Below are 17,347 nucleotides of genomic sequence, written 5' to 3'. Positions count from 1 at the left end.
AGGTGCCATCATTGTGCCCGCCAGGGCCAGCCCAGGCCTTGATATGCGTCAAGAAACCTCGGGCAGCTCGAAGAAGGCCCGAGCGCAGGCGCTAGTGTGGGCGGCGGTGTACTCGGTGGATTCACCGCGATGTAGAGCCACTTCGCGCAGGACTTGCGGCAGATAGGCCGGTTCGTTGCGGCCGTTTTTCGGCTTGGGCCGCAGGCTGCGCGGTAGCAGGTAGGGCGCGTCGCTTTCGAGCATCAGGCGGCCGACAGGGATGTTGCCGACCAGCGGATGCAGGTGCGTGCCACGGCGTTCGTCGCAGATCCAGCCGGTGATGCCGATGTGCAGGTCGAGGTCGAGGTAGGCGAAAAGGGCATCGCGTTCGCCGGTGAAGCAGTGCACCACGGCGCCAGGCAGGTGGTCGCGGAAGTCCTTGAGAATGGCCAGCAGGCGCTCGCTGGCATCACGTTCATGGAGGAACACCGGCAGGCGCAGCTCGACGGCCAGGGCCAGCTGCGCTTCCAGGGCCTTTTCCTGTTGCGGGCGCGGGGAGAAGTCACGGTTGAAGTCCAGGCCGCACTCGCCGACGGCCCTGACCCGTGGCTGGGCCAGCAGATCGCGCAGTTCGCGCGCGCTGGTGCTGTCCCAACTGCTGGCGTCGTGGGGGTGTACGCCGGCGGTGCTGAACAGCCGTTGGCCGCTTTCATCCAGTTGCAGGCACAGCGCCAGGGCGTCCTGGCTGACCTCCAGGCTGGTGCCGGTGAGCACCAGTTGCGCCACGCCAGCCGTCATGGCGCGCTCGAACACGGCCGCCTGCTGGTCATGAAAACTGCTGTTGGTCAGGTTGACGCCGATATCGATCAGTTGCATGGTGCTACCTCGTGCCGCGGGGCGGCCAGCATAGCAAAATCCCGGAATTTGCGAAAAAGCCCAGAACTTCAAACGTTTGCTGCGGTCTTTTAGCGTCTTTTGTCATGGAACGACCTCCGCGCCTGGTAAGTCCCGGGTGCCTGTCAATCGCCCACGGACCTCAATCCCATGTTGCGAATCCTGTTGTCGACCCTGTTGATTTCCGGGCTGCTGGCCACGGTGCCGGCGCATGCCGCGCAGCCTGGGCCAAAGCAGCATGTGCCGGTGGCCAAGGCCCGCGATCTGGAACAGATGCGTAGCAGCCGGGTGGTGCGGGTGCTGGTCAACCAGAGCCGCAACAGCTCCGGGGAGGTCAAGGGCGAGCCGGTAGGGGTCGAGTACTACCGCCTGCGTGCGCTGGAGCACTATCTCAATGCCCGGGTAGCCGACGGCAAGGGCATCGAGCTGAAGATCATCCCGCGGGCCAAGGAGCAGTTGCTGGGCGCCTTGCAGCGTGGCGAGGGCGATCTTGCCGCGCCGGGCGAATTGCTCGATCCCGCCCAGGTGCGCGGCGTCGAAGCCAGCGCACCAGTGCTCGACCAGGTGCCCTTGCTGCTGGTAGGGCGCAAGGGCGAGCGCAGCTACAGCCGGGTCGAGCAGTTGTCCGGGCGTACCGTGGCCTTGACCAGTGCCAGCGCCGCTGGCGCGGCGATCGAGGTGATCAACCAGCAGTTGGCCTTGCGCAAGCGGGCGCCAATCAAGGTCGAATGGGTCGATCCAAGCCTGGCCGTGGAGGATGTGCTGGAGATGGTCCAGGCCGGCATCTATCCGCTGACGGTGGTCGAACGGCCGATCGCCCAGCGCTGGGCACGGGTGATGCCGCGTCTGCGCCTGGACACCCGCCTGCACCTGGCCCAGCCTGGCGCCATGCGCTGGTATGTGCGCCGCGATGCACCGCTGTTCAAGGCTGCGGTCGACCGCTTCCTCGCCAGTTATCGGGCGCCGGAGAACCAGGACGCCGCGTTCGAGCGCATCTACCGGCGCCAGTACCGGGTGCACAATCCGCTGGCGCGCCAGGATCGCCAGCGTCTGGAATCATTGCGCCCGGTATTGCAGAAGCATGGTGGTGCCCAACAGATCGATTGGCTCAACCTGGCGGCCCTGGCGTTCAAGGAGTCGACGCTGAATCCGAATGCCCGCGGCTCGGGCGGTGCCCATGGGCTGATGCAGATCACGCCGTCGGCGGCCCAGCGCGTCGGTATCAGCAATACCGCCACGGTCGATGGCAATGTCCAGGCCAGTGCACGCTACCTGGCGATGATCCGCCGCAAGTTCTTCGCCAGCCCCCAACTCAACGAGCGCGAGCGCATGGCGTTCATCCTCGCCGCCTACAACCTTGGCCCGGAACGTGTCCAGGCCATGCGTGCCGAGGCCCGGCGTCGCGGGCTCAACGGCAACCAGTGGTTCTTCCAGACCGAGCGTGTGGCCATGGAGCAGGTGGGCATGGGGCCGGTGAATTTCGTCAATAGCGTGAACAAGTACTTCCTGGCGTTCAATCGCGAGCGGGCGTCCCTGGAGCGAGTGGCCAAGCGCTGAACAATTGAATTCATCGATAATTAATGCGCATTTTTTGCCATTTTATTATTCGTTAATTTGATTAGGATGGCGCTCATCCAACACACCTGCTCACTCAAGGAAACGCATCATGAATCACTCCCTCAAAGCCCTGTTCGCTACCCGTGCCGGTTTCGGCCTGAGCGTCGTGCGCATCCTGGTCGGTATCATCTTCATGGCCCATGGTGCGCAGAAGCTGTTCGGCCTGTTCGGCGGCTACGGCCTGGAAGGTACTGGTCAGTGGATGGAAAGCATCGGCCTGGCGCCGGGCTACCTGATGGCCCTGCTGTCCGGCAGTGCCGAGTTCTTCGGCGGCCTGGCCCTGGTGGTCGGCCTGCTGGCCCGTCCGGCGGCGCTGGTGCTGACCGTGACCCTGGTGGTGGCCATTTTCTCGGTGCATATCCACAACGGTCTGTTCATGTCCAACAACGGCTATGAGTTCGCCCTGGCACTGCTGGCCGGCAGCGTGGCGGTGCTGATCGAAGGTGCGGGCCGCCTGTCGCTGGATCGTCTGATCGCACGCTGAAGCTCAGGTGTGCCAACCAAGGTGCAAGCTGCAAGTAGTCGAAAGTCATCGACGTGCAGCTTGCACCTTGGCGCGTGTCCCTCTAGCATACGGATTGCGCCGATTTAAACAGCTACTTGCGGGGCGCGGGACAGCCCCCACCGGGTCGTCCGAAATACCGCTAAAGCGCTGGTTCGGTGACGCCTCCCACCGCTGCCCAGCAGGATCGGCGAGGCGGAGAGAGACTCCATGAGTTGCCCACGTACCAGTGTCTGTTTGACCCCCCTGCCTGAAGATCAGGCTTCCCGTACCCCGCGCATCCTGCTCGGCGGCCAGCATCAACCCACGCTCTTGCGCAATCTCGACGGTTTTTCCCGGCGCAAGGGGCAGGCACGCGCATTCCTCATCCAGTTCCTGGCCACCTGCGATCAGCTCGAGCAGTACGGCAACGACCGTTTCGACTTGGCCGTGATCCAGGCACCGGCAGCGCAGGATGCCGCCGAAGTGATCGGGCAGTTGACCCGTATCGCCCGCCAAGGCCTGATCACCCGCCCCTGAGCGACATGTCACCCGCTCGTTTTTTGGTTAAGCTCGGTCACCCGGCGGGCGCCAGGCGCTTGCCGTGGATGGACTGAGGAGACAGCCGTTGAGCACCAACATCATCACGACGGAAGGTCATGAGGCCCTGAAGAAGGAGCTCGACCACCTGTGGCGGGTCTATCGCCCGGAAATCACCCAGAAGGTCACCTGGGCGGCATCGCTGGGGGATCGCAGCGAGAATGCCGACTACCAGTACAACAAGAAGCTGCTGCGTGAGATCGACCGCCGGGTGCGCTACCTGCGCAAGCGTCTCGAGGACGTCAAGGTGGTCGCCTATTCGCCGCAGCAGGAGGGGCGGGTGTTCTTCGGCGCCTGGGTGGAGATCGAGAACGACGATGGCGAGCAATTGAAGTTTCGCATCGTCGGCTATGACGAGATCCATGGGCGCAACGACTACATTTCCATCGACTCGCCCATGGCCCGCGCCTTGCTCAAGAAAGAGGAGGGCGACGAGGTACTGGTGCATACGCCGACTGGCGAAGCGACCTGGTACGTGAATTCGGTTCGCTACAACCTGTAGCGTCGCCACGCCCGCCCCACGATCTCCCCCTGCGCCTCAACCTTCGCGCAATACCGCCAGCGGGCTGGCATTGAGCGCTCGGCGGGTGCCGATCACACCGGCGCCGCCGACCAGCACTGCGCCGGCCAGCGGCAGCGTCAGCAGCCACGGGTGGGGTGCCCATTGCAGGTCGAACGCATAGCGGTACAAGCCCCAGGTGATCAGCTCGCAGCCCAGCGCGGCCAGCAGCCCGCTGACCGCGCCCAGCAAGCCGAACTCGATGCGTCGTGCCTTGACCAGCAGCGGTCGCGGCGCCCCGAGGGCGCGCAGCAGGGCGCCCTGGCGGATTCGCTCGTCAAGGGTTGCCTGCAGGCCGGCGAACAGGACCGCCAGCCCTGCCGCGAGGACGAACAGCAGCACGTATTCCACTGCCAGCGTGACCTGGGCAAGGATGCTGCGTAGCTGGGCGAGCAAGGCGTCGACCTGGAGGATGGTCGCCGCCGGGAAGGCCCGTGACAGTGCGACGACGTCCTGGTCGTGCCCCGGGGGCAGGTAGAAGCTGGTCAGATAGGTGGCGGGCAGCCCCTGCAAGGTGCCGGGCTGGAAGATCATGTAGAAGTTGGGCTGGAAACTGTCCCAGTGCACGCTGCGCAGGCTGCTCACCCGCGCCTGGCGCTGATCACCGCCGATGTCGAAGGTCAGCAGGTCGCCGAGGTTCAACTTGAGGCTTTGCGCCAGCTCTGCTTCCACCGATACCCCGGGTATCCCATCCGCAGGGACTGCCGGTTGCCACCACTGGCCGGCGCTCAGGGTGTTGCCCTGGGGGAGCTCGGCGGCCCAGGTCAGGCTGAGGTCGCGCTGGATCGCCCGCTCGCCGGTGGACTCCTTGCTCACCAACTGGCGCACTGGCTGGCCGTTGATCTCGATCAGGCGCCCAGGGATCACCGGGTAGAGCGGGGCGGCGCTGGCGTTGATCTGCGCCAGGCGTGCGGCGAACGGCTGGCGCTCGTCGGCGAGGATGTTCAGGGCGAAGTGGTTGGGTGCGTCCTTGGGCAATTGCGCTTGCCAGGTGTCCAGCAGCTCGGCGCGCAGCAAGGCCACCAGGCCCATGGCCAGCAGGATCAGGCCGAAGGCCAGGGCCTGGCCGGCAGCGGCCAGCGGATGCCGCAACAGTTGGCCGAGGCCCAGGCGCCAGGCGAGCGGCGCGCCGGCCAGCAACGTGCGCAGGCTGCGCAGTCCCAGCAGGAGCAACCCGCCGAGCAGCAGGGCGGCAAGCAGGCCACCGCCGAGCAGGGCGAAGGTCAGCAGCAGGTCGAGGCTCAGGCGCCACATGATCAGCCCCAGGGCCAGCAGGGCGGTGCCATATACCAGCCAACTGCTGGTCGGGACCGGCAACTGATCGCGACGCAGCACACGCAGCGGCGGCACGCGGCCCAGGGCGGCCAGTGGCGGCAGGGCGAAGCCGGCCAGCGCTACCAGCCCGGTGCCGATGCCGGCCAGTGCCGGAACAACACCTCCGGGCGGCACCTGGCTCGGCAGCAGGCCGGCGAGCAGGGCGAACAGCCCCAGTTGCGCCAGCCAGCCGAGCAGGGCGCCGGCCAGTGCCGCCACTGCGCCGAGCATGGCCAGTTGCAGGCAGTACAGGCCCAGCGTCTGGTGGCGTGACAGCCCCAGGCAGCGTAGCAGCGCGCTGGCATCCAGGCGCCTGGAGGCGTAGCGACTGGCCGACAGGGCCACGGCGACGCCGGCCAGCAGCACTGCCACCAGGCTGGCCATGTTCAGGTACCGCTCGGCCTTGCCCAGGGCGCCGCCGATCTGGCGGTTGCCGTCGCGGGTGTCGAGCAGGCGCTGGCTGGCCGCGAGGCGCTTCTCGCTGGCCTGGCGGTACGCTCCCAGGGCATCGGGTTCGCCGCGCCAGAGGTCGCGGTAGCTGACCCGGCTACCGGGCTGGATCACGCCGGTGGCGTCGAGGTCGGCGAGGCTCATCAGCACCCGCGGGGTGAGGCTGTAGAAGTTGTTGGCGCGATCCGGTTCGTAAGTCAGCACGCGGCTCAGGCGCAGGGTTTTCATCCCCACGTCGAGGCTGTCGCCGATCGACAGGCCCAGGGCGACCAGCAGGCGCGGTTCGACCCAGGCCTCGCCCGGTGCCGGACTGCCGCCAGGCGTTTCCTCGCCATAGGGAGTTGCCGCGCTGCGCAACTGGCCGCGCAGTGGATAGGCCGGGTCGACGGCCTTGATGCTCGACAGCTGGATGCCGCTGTCGGCGCCGACCACGCTGGTGAACTCCACTGCGCGGGCGTGCTGCAACCCGAGCGCGGTGCCCTCGGCGATCTGCGCGGCGCTGGCCGGCGCACTGCCTTGCAGCACCAGGTCGGCGCCCAGGAATTCACTGGCGCGCAACTGCATGGCACCGTTCAGGCGGGCGCCGAAAAAGCCGATGGCGGTGCTGGCCGCCACCGCGACCATCAAGGCGAAGAACAGTACGCGCACTTCGCTGGCGCGGGCGTCGCGCAACAGCTGGCGCAGCGACAGGGCGCACAGGCGCCGGAAAGACAGGCGGGTCATCAGGGCTCCAGGGGCGCCACCAGGCGACCGGCATCCAGGCGGATCAGGCGCTGGCAGCGTCGGGCCAGGCGCTCGTCGTGGGTGACCAGCACCAGCGTGGTGCCGCGCTCCTGGTTGAGTTCGAACAACAGGTCGCTGATGCGCTCGCCGGTGTGGCTGTCGAGATTGCCGGTGGGCTCGTCGGCGAACAGCACTGCAGGGTGTGCCGCGAAGGCCCGGGCGATCGCCACCCGCTGCTGCTCGCCACCGGAGAGCTGGCGTGGCGTGTGGCTCAGGCGCTTGCCCAGGCCGACCCGTTCGAGCAGGTCGCGGGCCTGCTCGCGGGCGTCGCGACGGCCATCGAGCTCCAGCGGCAGCATGACGTTTTCCAGGGCGTTGAGGCTGTCGAGCAGTTGGAACGACTGGAACACGAAGCCGACATGTTCGGCGCGCACCCGGGCGCGCTGGTCCTCGTCCAGCGGGCCGAGGTCATGGCCGGCCAGGAGCACCTTGCCGGCGCTGGGCTGGTCGAGCCCCGCGAGCAGGCCCAGCAGCGTCGACTTGCCGGAGCCGGAGGCGCCGACGATGGCCAGGCTGTCGCCCTGGGCGAGGTCGAGGGAGAGGGCGTGGAGGATGGTCAGGTCGCCTTCCGCGCTGGGGACCACTTTGCTAAGGTTCTGCGCAACGAGAATGCTTGGGCCCATGGAGAATCCGATGCGAATGTGGTGGCTGAGTGCCGGGCTGGCCCTGTGTTGCCTGGCCCAGGGCGCGGCGGCGGGAACGTTGCTGGTTGTCGGCGATAGTATCAGCGCAGGTTTTGGCCTGGATACCCGCCAGGGGTGGGTCAACCTGTTGCAGCAGCGCCTGAAGGATGAAGGTTTCGACGATCAGGTGATCAACGCTTCGATCAGCGGCGACACCAGCGCAGGTGGTCAGGCGCGCCTGCCGGCGCTGCTTGCGGCGCACAAGCCGGCCCTTGTGGTGCTGGAGCTGGGAGGCAACGATGGCTTGCGCGGACAGCCGCCGGAGCAATTGCAACAGAATCTTGCGTCGATGATCGACCGGGCGCGTGAGGCCGGTGCGCGGGTCGTGCTGCTGGGCATGCGTCTGCCGCCGAATTATGGCGTGCGCTATACCACGGCCTTTGCCGGCGTCTATGAGCAGTTGGCCAAGGACAAGCAGGTGCCGCTGGTGCCGTTCTTCCTCGAAGGCGTCGGGGGTGTGCCGGAGCTGATGCAGGCCGATGGCATCCACCCGACCCCGGCCGCCCAGCCACGCTTGCTGGAAAATGCCTGGCCGGCGATAAAACCCTTGCTGTGACGCTTTTATCGGGGGCCGCTTTCGGCTAATGTTGCGCCCCCCGTTTCGAGTGCCCCCGATGCCGCGCCCCGCCTGGTCCCTGTACGCCTACCAACTGATCGAGCCTGACGAACAGCTGGACCTGTTTGCCTGCCAGGAAGTGCGCATCCACCTGGCCGCGCGCCAGCTCGAACTGGGCGTGCCGGTCGATCGCACCTTGTGCGGTGGCCTGTTGCCGGCGCAACCGCGCTGGTCGGGCGTCGAGCGTTCGGTCTATCGCGACGAGCGCCTGTGTCCGCTGTGCCGGGCGATCCTCGATGCCCAGCGTCGCGGCATGCGACCGATCTGGCCGGAGCTCTAGGCGCTGCCAGACGTACCTTTCATCATCTGCAACGCTTGCGTCTGGCTGATGCCTCCCGCTTGTTTCGGCGCGGGTGTACAATTCGTTCCCTTGACTGATCTTTCGAAGGATTCACCGGATGTTGCCGCGCTTTCCTGCCGTCGCCCGTCGCCTCTCGCTGGCCGCCCTGTTGGTCGCCGGCCCCGCCATTGCGCTGGAGTTGCCATTGCCGCCGCCCGGTGAAGATGTCGTCGGCCAGGTCCGGGTGATCAAGGCCAAGTACGAGGACACCTTCGCCGACATCGGTACCGCCAACGACCTGGGCTACCTGGAAATGATCGCCGCCAACCCGGGTGTCGACCCCTGGCTTCCCGGCGCCGGCACCGAGATCGTCCTGCCGACCCGCTATGTCCTGCCGCCGGGGCCACGCGAAGGCATCGTCATCAACCTCGCCGAGTACCGGCTGTACTACTACCCGAAAGGGCAGGGCGTGGTGTACACCTATCCGCTGGGCATCGGCCGTGAAGGCTGGGGGTCGCCGATCGCCAACACCCGGATCACCGCCAAGACACCAAACCCGACCTGGACGCCGCCGGCCTCGATCCGTGCCGAGCATGCCGCCGATGGCGACATCCTGCCGACAGTCGTGCCGGCCGGTCCGGACAACCCGCTGGGGCCGTTCAAGTTCACCCTGGGTGTGCCGGGCTACCTGATCCACGGCTCGAACAAGAAGTTCGGCATTGGCATGCGTACCAGTCACGGTTGCTTCCGCATGCTCAACAACAACGTGGTGGCGTTGTCGAAGATGGTGCCGGTGGGTACCCCGGTTCGCATCATCAACGAGCCCTACAAGTTCGGCGTCAGTGGCGGCAAGGTGTACCTGGAGGCGCACACGCCGCTGGACGATCACGGCAATCCGTCGGTGGTCGACAAGCACACCGCGGTGATCAATGCCTTGCTCAAGCGTGAAGACCTTGCGAACAACTTGCGCATGAACTGGGACACGGTTCGCGACGTGGTCGCTGCCGAAGATGGCATGCCGGTGGAGATTGCCGTGCCGGCCAATGGTGGTGCTTCAGCCGCTGCCGCTTCGAGCATTCCACCCGAATTGCAGTAAGCGATTGCCTACTTGCTCAGGGCCTGCCTTAGTGCAGGCCCTTTCGTTTTTGCCCGTATGGATTTCTTTGGGCAATAAAAAAGCCGACCCACAAGTGGGTCGGCTCCATAATAATCCGTGAGGATTATTACTTGCGGCTGGCTTTGTCCAGCATGCGCAGTGCGCGCTCGTTGGCTTCGTCAGCGGTCTGCTGAGCCTTCTGAGCAGCTGCCAGAGCGTCGTCAGCTTTGCGGTAGGCTTCGTCTGCACGAGCCTGGGCGCGAGCTGCTGCGTCTTCGGTAGCAGTCAGACGAGCTTCGGTTTCTTTGGATACGCTGCTGCAACCGGTAGCCAGAACTGCGGCCAGAGCCAGAGCAGAGAATTTCAGAACGTTGTTCATCGTGTTCCCCTTCAAGGACTTTCTATTAAATAGCCATCTCTCGGAAAAGAGAAACTGGCCGGCGTACATAGTACCCATTACTTGTAGTAAGTAAACTGACAGAGCGCAAGAACTGCAAAAAAAATGTTGCTGGCTCGCGCGGGCGACAGGTTTTGTAAAGAAAGTGTGAAAAAGCCGCGCGGTGTGCGCAAGCTACTGTACTGGCGCAACTTTTTTGTTGAACTAACGGTGACTTTAACGGTCGCCTGGCGTCTTAGTCCAAAGAGCACCCGGTATGCTAGTAGCGTCGCCTGGACAGGGTGGAGGATGTCTGACGGGATTTTCATCCTGGCCGCTTGAGCAATTGCGCTCGCGCCGCCTACTATTCTGTAGGTGCCCGGCACAACCGAACGATTGCGCCGCTGCCGCTGTCCAACGGGCGAGTGGTGGCGTGCAGGGCCTGCGCCGGAACAACCACATCGGTAAGGTAAGGGTCTGCCGACAAGACCTGCGAGGAGTTACGATGAGCGAGACGCCGACCATCCACCATGACCAGGCCGGTCATCAGTTCGAGACCACCGTGGACGGTCACCGGGCCTACCTGACGTACATGGACCTGGGCAAGCAGACGCTGGACATCTACCGCACCTTCGTGCCCAACGCCTTGCGTGGGCGTGGTATCGCTGCGGCGTTGACCGAGCAGGCGTTGGCTTACGCCGAGCAGATGGGCTATACCGTGATTCCATCGTGTTCCTACGTCGAGCGTTACATGGAGCGTCAACAGCGGCTCTCCAGTAAGGCCTGACACGCGAACATCACGCACACATGAAAACGCCGGGCATTGCCCGGCGTTTTCGTTTGCCTGTGCGTCAGCTGCGCTGGCGCTTGGGCAGCACATCCTTGAGCTTGGCGTGCATGCTGCGCAGGGCTTTCTCGGTGGCGCTCCAGTCGATGCAGGCGTCGGTCACCGAAACGCCGTATTGCAGTTCGTCCAGGTTCTTCGGAATGGCCTGGCAGCCCCAGTTCAGGTGGCTCTCGACCATCAGGCCGATGATCGACTGGTTGCCTTCGAGGATCTGGTTGGCGACGTTTTCCATGACCAGCGGCTGCAGGGCCGGGTCCTTGTTGGAGTTGGCGTGGCTGCAGTCGACCATGATGTTGGCCTTGATCTTGGCCTTGGCCAGATCCTGCTCGCACAGGGCGACGCTGACCGAATCATAGTTGGGCTTGCCGTTGCCGCCGCGCAGGACCACGTGGCCGTAGGCGTTGCCCTTGGTGGTGACGATCGACACACCGCCTTCCTGGTTGATGCCCAGGAAGCGGTGCGGCTTGGACACCGACTGCAAGGCGTTGATCGCCACGGTCAGGCCGCCGTCGGTGCCATTCTTGAAGCCGACGGCCGAAGAGAGGCCCGAGGCCATCTCGCGGTGGGTCTGCGACTCGGTGGTGCGGGCGCCGATGGCCGACCAACTGATCAGGTCCTGCAGGTACTGCGGAGAGATTGGGTCGAGGGCCTCGGTGGCTGTCGGCAGGCCTTTCTCGGCCAGGTCCAGCAGCAGTTGGCGGCCGATGTGCAGGCCGTCCTGGATCTTGAACGAGTCGTCCAGGTACGGGTCGTTGATCAGGCCTTTCCAGCCCACGGTGGTACGCGGCTTCTCGAAGTACACGCGCATGACCAGGTACAGGGTGTCGGAGACTTCTTCGGCAAGTACCTTCAGGCGTTCGGCGTACTCGTGGGCGGCCTTGATATCGTGGATCGAGCATGGGCCGACCACGACGAACAGGCGATGGTCCTTGCCGTCGAGGATATTGCGCACGACTTCGCGGCCGGCAGTCACGGTCTGCAGGGCCTTGGCGCTGAGGGGAATTTCCTTCTTGAGCTGATCGGGGGTGATCAAGGTCTCGTTGGAGGCAACGTTAAGGTCATCGATCGGTAAATCAGCCATCGTGTTACTCGTCAGGTCACGGGTGCCGGCCGCCAGCGATCCCCGTGCGGCCCAGCAGCAGAAATGTTCGCAGCGGGGAGGCCGAACCTTAGCGCGTTAGCGGTGGCGCGACAATGGGCTGACCCCGCGCCGACGGGGTTTTTACCGGCGTTGTCGGTGCTCAGGGCTGGCGACTGGTGCGCAGGCTGGCCTCGGAGAAGGCCTCGGCGTGCAGGCTCACCCACTGCGCGGCCAGGCGTTGGGTGTCGGCGGCGGTGGGGTCGTCAAGCAACTGCTGCTGGCAGTACTGGTGGATCTGGCAGACCTGCTCGCCCATGCGTGCACCGAACAGGGCCTGGCTGTCGGTGAAGGCCACGCCTACCCGATAGCCCATGTCCAGTCGTTGGCACCAGGCAATATAGCCGGGGTAGCGGGCATCGAGCCCGAGCGATGGAATCAGCACGTCCACTGCGGTGCCGCGGCGATAGGCGCGTGGCTGGTTGCAGGCGATGCCGCCCAGGCCGAGGGTGTGCAGGTGGCGGCGGAACAGGCAGGATGAGGTGCGCAAGGTCAGTTCGATTGGAATGCCATCAGGGTGAGGCAGGTATCGGCACATGCGCGACTCCGTGTCGTTTTTTTGACCTTGATAGCCCCAGTATAGCGAGGGATCGAAAACCGGCTGATTTGCGTGTAAAAACGGACGAATAAAAACAAATCACGATCAGGAGTACGGCATGGAACCGCGTGACACGCGTATCGGCATCGTCGGCAGCGGCGCCATCGGTGGCTTTTATGGGCTGATGCTGGCTCGGGCAGGTTTCGATGTGCATTTCCTGCTGCGCAGCGAGTATGAGGTGGTGCGTGAGCAAGGGCTGGCGCTGGACAGCGTGGTGCACGGTCCGCTGCGGATGAGGGTGCAGGCCTATGCGACGGCCTCGGACATGCCGCCTTGCGACTGGTTGCTGGTCGGTGCCAAGGCCATTGGCAACGCCGAGCTGGCGCCTCTGATCGTGCAGGCGGCCGCCGCTGACGCCAAGGTCGTGTTGTTGCAGAACGGCCTGGGGGTGGAGGAGCAGTTGCGTCCTGCCTTGCGGACGGACATGCACCTGCTCGGTGGTCTGTGCTTCATCTGTGTCAATCGCGAACGCCCAGGCGTGATTCGCCACCAGGCCTTGGGGGCGGTCAACCTCGGTTACCACAGCGGCCCGGCGCTGCAGGACAGCGCGGCACTGGTGGAGGCGGGGGCCGCGCTGTTCAGGGCGGCGGGCATCGACGCCCAGGGCATGGCGGAGCTCAGCCAGGCCCGCTGGCAGAAGCTGGTCTGGAACGTGCCCTACAACGGTTTGTCCGTCTTGCTGCAGGCCAGTACCGCCGCGTTGATGAGCGATCCCGACAGCCGTGCGCTGATCCAGGCGCTGATGGACGAGGTCGTCGAGGGGGCTCGCGCGTGTGGGTATGTATTGCCTGATGGTTACGCCGGACACCTGTTGCGTATCACCGAACAGATGCCGGACTACTGGCCAAGCATGTATCACGATCATCTCCAGCAACGGCCCCTGGAGTTGCAGGCTATCTATGCCGAGCCGCTGGGAAGGGCTCGGGCGGCAGGTTGCGAGCTGCCGCGGATGGAGGCCCTGTACCGCTCCCTGGCCTTTATCGAGCGACGCAACCTGCGCCACTGAACAGGCTGTAGCCCGCGTCGCCCGTGCGCCGGACGGCAAGGCGGGCAACGGTGGCGCTGCTAAGCTGAACCTTGCTCTGCCGAAGCGGCAGTCGAGGAGGTCGAATGATCCGTTCCATGCTGTACGCCACCGACCTCGGTGTCTACGCGCCTTATGTCATGCAGCACGCCCTGGCCTTGGCGCGCACCTTCAATGCAGAGCTGTACGTCATCCACGCGGTCGAGCCCATGGGGCAGTTCGCCGAATCGCTGTTGCAGAGCTACCTCGACGAACAGACCCTCGACGAACTGCACAGCGAGGGCGTCAATACGGTGATGGCCAATATCGAGCAGCGGGTGCTGGAGAGCTTTCGCGACGAACTCGGCGAAGCCGCCGACCTGGCGTTGATCCGTGCGGTGCGGGTACGTCAGGGCGACCCGGCCCAGGTCATCCTGGAGCAGGCGCAGCGCCTGGCGGTCGACCTGCTGATCTTCGGCAGCCATAGCGCGGGTGCGGGGGTGGATGTGCCGCTCGGGCGCACGGCGGTGCGGTTGCTGCAGTTGTCGTCGGTGCCGGTCTACATGGTGCCGTTGGCGCAGCATGTGGGGCGTAGGAAAGGTTGAGTTACAAGGTAGGAGAATTCCGGCGATCGTAACAAAATAGTTCTAGATTTATTTCTCGAGCCACTAATATAGTTATAAATCGTCGCTGCCGGCGCGCCGGTGTCCTACCGCCTTTGAGGGAAATCTATGAAGCTTCAGCAACTGCGCTACATCTGGGAAGTGGCGCACCATGACCTCAACGTTTCCGCGACGGCGCAAAGCCTCTACACCTCCCAACCCGGCATCAGCAAGCAGATCCGCCTGCTCGAAGACGAGCTGGGCGTCGAAGTCTTCGCCCGCAGCGGCAAGCACCTGACCCGGGTCACTCCGGCCGGCGAGCGGATCATCAACACCGCTGGCGAGATCCTGCGCAAGGTCGAGAGCATCAAGCAGATCGCCCAGGAATTCTCCAACGAGAAGAAGGGCACCCTGTCCATCGCCACCACCCACACCCAGGCCCGCTACGCGTTGCCGCCGGTGATCAGCAGCTTCATCAAGCAGTACCCGGAAGTCGCCTTGCACATGCACCAGGGTTCGCCGATGCAGATCGCCGAGATGGCGGCGGACGGTACCGTCGACTTTGCCATCGCCACCGAAGCGCTGGAGCTGTTCGGCGACCTGATCATGATGCCGTGCTACAAGTGGAACCGCTGCGTGGTCGTGCCTCAGGGCCACCCGCTGACCAAGTTGCCGAAGCTGACCCTCGAGGCGGTGGCCGACTATCCGATCGTCACCTATGTGTTCGGCTTCACGGGCCGTTCCAAGCTCGACGAGGCGTTCAACCACCGTGGCCTGACGCCGAAGGTGGTGTTCACCGCAGCGGACGCCGATGTGATCAAGACCTATGTGCGCCTGGGCCTGGGCGTGGGCATCGTGGCCAAGATGGCGGTCGATCCGAAGCTCGACAGCGACCTGGTATGCCTGGATGCCAGCGAGCTGTTCGAGGCCAGCATCACCAAGATCGGTTTCCGTCGCGGCACCTTCCTGCGTGGTTTCATGTGCGACTTCATCGAGAAGTTCGCGCCGCACCTGACTCGCGAAGTAATGGCCAAGGCCATCCAGTGCCACAACAAGCAGGAGCTCGAAGAGCTGTTCGAAGGCGTCGAGCTGCCGGTGCACTGAAAGCGGCGGCAAGCTACGAAAAAAGAGCAGTCCATACGTGGCCTGCTCTTTTTTTTGACTGTTTTTCAGGCCTTGCTGATCAGGTTGCCGGCGTGCAACCCGCATTCCTTCTGCGTCGACTCTTCCCACCACCAGCGACCTTCACGCTCGTGCTGGTTCGGCAGTACCGGACGGGTGCAGGGCTCGCAGCCGATGCTGATGAAGCCGCGCTCGTGCAGGCTGTTGTACGGCAGCTCGAGCATGCGGATATAGCCCCAGACTTCCTCGCTGGTCATCTGTGCCAGAGGGTTGAACTTGTACAGCGTGCGTTCGGGGGTGGAGAAGGCGCTGTCGATCTCCAGTGCCGCTACCTGGCTGCGGGTACCGGGGCTCTGGTCGCGACGCTGGCCGGTGGCCCAGGCGCTCACGGTGGCCAGCTTGCGGCGCAGCGGCTCGATCTTGCGGATGCCGCAGCACTCGCCGTGGCCGTCCTTGTAAAAGCTGAACAGGCCCTTTTCCTTGACGAACGGGTCGAGCTTGTCGCGGTCCGGGCTGAGGATCTCGATCGGCAGGTCGTACTGCTCACGCACCTGGTCGATGAAACGATAGGTTTCCGGGTGCAGGCGCCCGGTGTCGAGACTGAACACCTTGACCTGCTTGTTCAGCTTCCAGGCCATGTCCACCAGCACCACGTCCTCGGCGCCGCTGAACGAGATCCACAGGTCGTCGCCGAAGTGTTCGAAGGCGAGCTTGAGAATCTCCTGCGGGGACTTGCTGGCGTAGGTCGCGGCCAGGGCGGCGACGTCGAAGGGTTGGCTCATCAGGCGGTTTCCATCGGGTGGGTGGCGCTGCGCGCTCGTAGTGAGCGGATGGTAACAAAAAATGGCGGGGCGGACGGCGTCGCCCCGCGACTGGTCAAAGGCTTTGCAGTGTTTGCAGCAGCACGCGCACCTTGGCGATCGATTCTTCGTATTCGGCCTGCCAGTCGGAGTCGGCCACCACCGCGCCGCCGCCCCAGCAACTGACCTGGCCGTTCTTTACCAGCAGGCTGCGGATGGCGATGGAACTGTCCATCTCGCCGCGTACATCCAGGTACAGCAGCGAGCCGCAGTACAGTGCACGGCGCGTGGGCTCGAGCGCGTCGATGATCTGCATGGCGCGGATCTTCGGCGCGCCGGTGATCGACCCGCCAGGGAAACTGCCGCCGATCAGATCCAGGGCGTCGCGCCCGGCAGCCAGGCGCCCGGTCACGCTGCTGACCAGGTGATGGACATTGGGGTAGCTTTCCAGGCTGAACAGCTCCGGTACCTTCACCGAGCCGATCTCGCAGGTGCGGCCGATGTCGTTGCGCAGCAGGTCAACGATCATCAGGTTTTCCGAGCGGTCCTTGGCGCTGGCCTGCAGTTCGGCAGCGTTGCGCGCATCTTCGCCCGGGTCGTCGGCGCGGGGGCGGGTGCCCTTGATCGGGCGGGTCTCGACTTTGCCCTGGCTGACGCGGATGAAGCGCTCGGGGGAGAAGCTCAGCAGCGCCGTGTCTTCGTCCAGTTGCTGGAAGCCGGAGAACGGTGTCGGGCAGGCGGCACGCAGGGCCTGGTAGGCGCGCCACGGATCACCCGCGCAGGGGGCACGAAAACGCTGGGTGAGGTTGATCTGGTAGCAGTCGCCGGCCTGGATGTAGCGTTGTACCTGGTCGAATGCCGCATGGTATTGGGCCGCGGACAGGTCGCCGCTCATCGGCGCCAATAGCCTGAAATCAGCGGGCTCGGCAGCGGTTTCGGCTTCGAACAGCTGGACCAGCCGCTGTCGCTCGGTGTCGGCCAGGCTGGGGTGGAACACCAGTTGGCTGGTGCGCAGCTGGTGGTCGGACACCAGCGCCCAGGCATACAGCCCGAGACGCGCATCGGGCAGGCCGAGGTCATCGACGGCCAGCGCTGGCAGGTGTTCCAGGCGGCGTCCGAAGTCGTAGCTCAGATAGCCGATCAGACCACCCGCGAAGGGAAGTTCGGCTTCGCCGGGTAGTTGTGCGCTGCCCAGTTCGGCCAGGGCCTGGCGCAGGCGCTGCAAATAGGCGTTACCCGCTTCGCCAGGTTGCGCCTGCAACTGCTGCAACGGCCAGGCGCTGAGCAGGTCGAAGCGTCCACGCGCGGCGCTCGGCCGGGCGCTGTCGAGCAGGATCGCCCCGGGCGCCGTGCGCAGGCGGGCGAAATAGAAGGCAGGGTCGGGCTGGTAGGGCAGGGGGTGGAGGGTACAGGTCGGCATCAGAATGGACGGCGATGAAAAGCGAGGGAGGCGATTGTAGACCCGTGTGGGAAATGCGCCTAGCGCTGAGCGCGACATCTGCATGTCTG

At 64.8% G+C, this 17,347-nt stretch carries 19 protein-coding genes; 11 read left to right on the top strand and 8 right to left on the bottom strand.

Annotated elements, in window-relative coordinates; all coding sequences use genetic code 11:
- Positions 1-48: 48 nt before the first annotated feature.
- Complete coding sequence (locus F3J43_RS16120; RefSeq protein ID WP_205297913.1) at positions 49-849, bottom strand: TatD family hydrolase; 801 nt, start codon at positions 847-849, stop codon at positions 49-51.
- Between the two features lie 174 nt (positions 850-1,023).
- Here F3J43_RS16120 and F3J43_RS16115 point away from each other — a divergent pair, with 174 nt between their 5' ends.
- The 4 genes from F3J43_RS16115 (at position 1,024) to greB (ending at position 4,073) form a co-directional block, all read left to right on the top strand.
- Positions 1,024-2,430 (top strand): MltF family protein, encoded by a 1,407-nt coding sequence (locus tag F3J43_RS16115; protein ID WP_166888446.1) that lies wholly within the window; start codon positions 1,024-1,026, stop codon positions 2,428-2,430.
- Between the two features lie 109 nt (positions 2,431-2,539).
- Positions 2,540-2,974, top strand: a complete 435-nt coding sequence (locus F3J43_RS16110; RefSeq protein ID WP_166888443.1) for a DoxX family protein — start codon at positions 2,540-2,542, stop codon at positions 2,972-2,974.
- Between the two features lie 228 nt (positions 2,975-3,202).
- Positions 3,203-3,511, top strand: coding sequence for a hypothetical protein (locus F3J43_RS16105; RefSeq protein ID WP_166888440.1), 309 nt, complete (start codon positions 3,203-3,205; stop codon positions 3,509-3,511).
- A gap of 88 nt (positions 3,512-3,599) precedes the next feature.
- Positions 3,600-4,073, top strand: a complete 474-nt coding sequence (gene greB, locus F3J43_RS16100; RefSeq protein WP_166888437.1) for a transcription elongation factor GreB — start codon at positions 3,600-3,602, stop codon at positions 4,071-4,073.
- A 36-nt stretch (positions 4,074-4,109) separates the two neighbouring features.
- Here the strand turns inward: greB and F3J43_RS16095 are convergent, their stop codons facing one another.
- Both F3J43_RS16095 and F3J43_RS16090 read right to left on the bottom strand, forming a co-directional pair.
- Positions 4,110-6,617 carry an ABC transporter permease gene (locus F3J43_RS16095; RefSeq protein ID WP_166888433.1) on the bottom strand — a complete coding sequence of 836 codons (2,508 nt, stop codon included), beginning with the start codon at positions 6,615-6,617 and terminating at the stop codon, positions 4,110-4,112.
- Entirely contained in the window at positions 6,617-7,300 is a 684-nt protein-coding gene (locus F3J43_RS16090) for an ABC transporter ATP-binding protein (protein ID WP_166888430.1), read from the bottom strand. Before F3J43_RS16090 ends, F3J43_RS16095 begins: the two co-directional genes overlap by 1 nt.
- A 10-nt stretch (positions 7,301-7,310) precedes the next feature.
- Here F3J43_RS16090 and F3J43_RS16085 point away from each other — a divergent pair, with 10 nt between their 5' ends.
- The 3 genes from F3J43_RS16085 (at position 7,311) to F3J43_RS16075 (ending at position 9,352) form a co-directional block, all read left to right on the top strand.
- Positions 7,311-7,916 (top strand): arylesterase, encoded by a 606-nt coding sequence (locus F3J43_RS16085; RefSeq protein WP_166888427.1) that lies wholly within the window; start codon positions 7,311-7,313, stop codon positions 7,914-7,916.
- A gap of 58 nt (positions 7,917-7,974) precedes the next feature.
- Positions 7,975-8,256, top strand: a complete 282-nt coding sequence (locus F3J43_RS16080; RefSeq protein WP_166888425.1) for a hypothetical protein — start codon at positions 7,975-7,977, stop codon at positions 8,254-8,256.
- A 118-nt stretch (positions 8,257-8,374) separates the two neighbouring features.
- Positions 8,375-9,352 (top strand): L,D-transpeptidase family protein, encoded by a 978-nt coding sequence (locus F3J43_RS16075; protein WP_166888422.1) that lies wholly within the window; start codon positions 8,375-8,377, stop codon positions 9,350-9,352.
- A 127-nt stretch (positions 9,353-9,479) separates the two neighbouring features.
- Here F3J43_RS16075 and oprI read toward each other — a convergent pair whose 3' ends face one another.
- Complete coding sequence (oprI, locus tag F3J43_RS16070) at positions 9,480-9,731, bottom strand: outer membrane lipoprotei OprI (protein WP_003259780.1); 252 nt, start codon at positions 9,729-9,731, stop codon at positions 9,480-9,482.
- A gap of 502 nt (positions 9,732-10,233) precedes the next feature.
- Between oprI and F3J43_RS16065 the strand changes: the two genes are divergently transcribed.
- On the top strand, positions 10,234-10,515 hold the full coding sequence (locus tag F3J43_RS16065; protein ID WP_166888419.1) for a GNAT family N-acetyltransferase: 282 nt from the start codon (positions 10,234-10,236) through the stop codon (positions 10,513-10,515).
- Between the two features lie 64 nt (positions 10,516-10,579).
- Here F3J43_RS16065 and F3J43_RS16060 read toward each other — a convergent pair whose 3' ends face one another.
- Together F3J43_RS16060 and F3J43_RS16055 are read right to left on the bottom strand one after the other, a co-directional pair.
- Entirely contained in the window at positions 10,580-11,656 is a 1,077-nt protein-coding gene (locus F3J43_RS16060) for a 3-deoxy-7-phosphoheptulonate synthase (RefSeq protein ID WP_166888416.1), read from the bottom strand.
- Positions 11,657-11,816: 160 nt separating this feature from the next.
- Positions 11,817-12,251, bottom strand: a complete 435-nt coding sequence (locus F3J43_RS16055; protein WP_166888413.1) for a PilZ domain-containing protein — start codon at positions 12,249-12,251, stop codon at positions 11,817-11,819.
- Between the two features lie 118 nt (positions 12,252-12,369).
- On the opposite strand from F3J43_RS16055, the gene F3J43_RS16050 reads away from it, so the two are divergent.
- The 3 genes from F3J43_RS16050 to cysB all read left to right on the top strand — a co-directional run bounded on the left by F3J43_RS16050 (position 12,370) and on the right by cysB (position 15,020).
- A complete protein-coding gene (locus tag F3J43_RS16050; RefSeq protein WP_166888410.1) occupies positions 12,370-13,317 on the top strand; it encodes a putative 2-dehydropantoate 2-reductase in 948 nt (315 codons plus the stop codon).
- A gap of 104 nt (positions 13,318-13,421) precedes the next feature.
- Complete coding sequence (locus F3J43_RS16045) at positions 13,422-13,919, top strand: universal stress protein (protein ID WP_166888407.1); 498 nt, start codon at positions 13,422-13,424, stop codon at positions 13,917-13,919.
- Positions 13,920-14,045: 126 nt separating this feature from the next.
- Entirely contained in the window at positions 14,046-15,020 is a 975-nt protein-coding gene (gene cysB / locus F3J43_RS16040) for an HTH-type transcriptional regulator CysB (protein WP_166888404.1), read from the top strand.
- Positions 15,021-15,085: 65 nt separating this feature from the next.
- Here the strand turns inward: cysB and F3J43_RS16035 are convergent, their stop codons facing one another.
- Positions 15,086-15,820 (bottom strand): phosphoadenylyl-sulfate reductase, encoded by a 735-nt coding sequence (locus F3J43_RS16035; protein ID WP_166888386.1) that lies wholly within the window; start codon positions 15,818-15,820, stop codon positions 15,086-15,088.
- Positions 15,821-15,914: 94 nt separating this feature from the next.
- Positions 15,915-17,258: an aminodeoxychorismate synthase component I gene (pabB, locus tag F3J43_RS16030; protein WP_166888383.1), complete on the bottom strand. Its 1,344-nt coding sequence runs from the start codon at positions 17,256-17,258 to the stop codon at positions 15,915-15,917.
- Positions 17,259-17,347 lie beyond the last annotated feature (89 nt).

The organism is Pantoea sp. Cy-639 (assembly GCF_011752525.1).
GTDB lineage: Bacteria > Pseudomonadota > Gammaproteobacteria > Pseudomonadales > Pseudomonadaceae > Aquipseudomonas.
This window is presented reverse-complemented; position numbering and strand designations above follow the sequence as displayed.

Coding starts and splice junctions, on each gene's coding strand:
- F3J43_RS16115 (WP_166888446.1), top strand. CDS start 1,024: ATGTTGCGAATCCTGTTGTCGACCCTGTTGATTTCCGGGCTGCTGGCC.
- F3J43_RS16110 (WP_166888443.1), top strand. CDS start 2,540: ATGAATCACTCCCTCAAAGCCCTGTTCGCTACCCGTGCCGGTTTCGGC.
- F3J43_RS16105 (WP_166888440.1), top strand. CDS start 3,203: ATGAGTTGCCCACGTACCAGTGTCTGTTTGACCCCCCTGCCTGAAGAT.
- F3J43_RS16095 (WP_166888433.1), bottom strand. CDS start 6,617: ATGACCCGCCTGTCTTTCCGGCGCCTGTGCGCCCTGTCGCTGCGCCAG.
- F3J43_RS16090 (WP_166888430.1), bottom strand. CDS start 7,300: ATGGGCCCAAGCATTCTCGTTGCGCAGAACCTTAGCAAAGTGGTCCCC.
- F3J43_RS16085 (WP_166888427.1), top strand. CDS start 7,311: ATGCGAATGTGGTGGCTGAGTGCCGGGCTGGCCCTGTGTTGCCTGGCC.
- F3J43_RS16080 (WP_166888425.1), top strand. CDS start 7,975: ATGCCGCGCCCCGCCTGGTCCCTGTACGCCTACCAACTGATCGAGCCT.
- F3J43_RS16075 (WP_166888422.1), top strand. CDS start 8,375: ATGTTGCCGCGCTTTCCTGCCGTCGCCCGTCGCCTCTCGCTGGCCGCC.
- oprI (WP_003259780.1), bottom strand. CDS start 9,731: ATGAACAACGTTCTGAAATTCTCTGCTCTGGCTCTGGCCGCAGTTCTG.
- F3J43_RS16065 (WP_166888419.1), top strand. CDS start 10,234: ATGAGCGAGACGCCGACCATCCACCATGACCAGGCCGGTCATCAGTTC.
- F3J43_RS16060 (WP_166888416.1), bottom strand. CDS start 11,656: ATGGCTGATTTACCGATCGATGACCTTAACGTTGCCTCCAACGAGACC.
- F3J43_RS16055 (WP_166888413.1), bottom strand. CDS start 12,251: ATGTGCCGATACCTGCCTCACCCTGATGGCATTCCAATCGAACTGACC.
- F3J43_RS16050 (WP_166888410.1), top strand. CDS start 12,370: ATGGAACCGCGTGACACGCGTATCGGCATCGTCGGCAGCGGCGCCATC.
- F3J43_RS16045 (WP_166888407.1), top strand. CDS start 13,422: ATGATCCGTTCCATGCTGTACGCCACCGACCTCGGTGTCTACGCGCCT.
- cysB (WP_166888404.1), top strand. CDS start 14,046: ATGAAGCTTCAGCAACTGCGCTACATCTGGGAAGTGGCGCACCATGAC.
- F3J43_RS16035 (WP_166888386.1), bottom strand. CDS start 15,820: ATGAGCCAACCCTTCGACGTCGCCGCCCTGGCCGCGACCTACGCCAGC.
- pabB (WP_166888383.1), bottom strand. CDS start 17,258: ATGCCGACCTGTACCCTCCACCCCCTGCCCTACCAGCCCGACCCTGCC.